This window comes from Pandoraea sp. PE-S2R-1 (assembly GCF_002179865.1).
In the GTDB taxonomy this organism is placed as follows: domain Bacteria; phylum Pseudomonadota; class Gammaproteobacteria; order Burkholderiales; family Burkholderiaceae; genus Pandoraea.
On sequence record NZ_NGUR01000141.1, the window covers coordinates 1 to 336 of the forward strand.

General features: G+C 53.3%; 1 pseudogene. It reads left to right on the plus strand.

The features are described 5' to 3' along the window. Positions 1–132: 132 nt before the first annotated feature. Positions 133–336, plus strand: a pseudogene (locus tag CDV44_RS27425) (AraC family transcriptional regulator); the annotation flags it as partial.

A 336-nucleotide genomic window follows, 5' to 3' on the forward strand; every position in this document is an offset into this window, starting at 1 on the left:
AATGCGAATGATTATCAAAAACCTAAGGGTATCGTCGGCATTTGGCTCTCGTCAGGACAACATTTACCTAGAAATCGCCAAATATGGCTGATTCATTGTATTTTTTTACTTTTCGCATCAAAACGGCAATCGATGAGCATGAATCCGGTACTGCAAACCTTCGGTGAGGACGTTCAGGCGCGCCACGTGATTGCACAGGCGATCGACTATGCCGACGGGGCTCGGGAGATCGCGCACATTCATCACCGCGCCCAATTGGTCTACGCGATGAGCGGTATCGTGCGGGTGTTGACGCCCCACGGGCTGTGGACATTGACGCCGGGCCGGGCCCTGCTT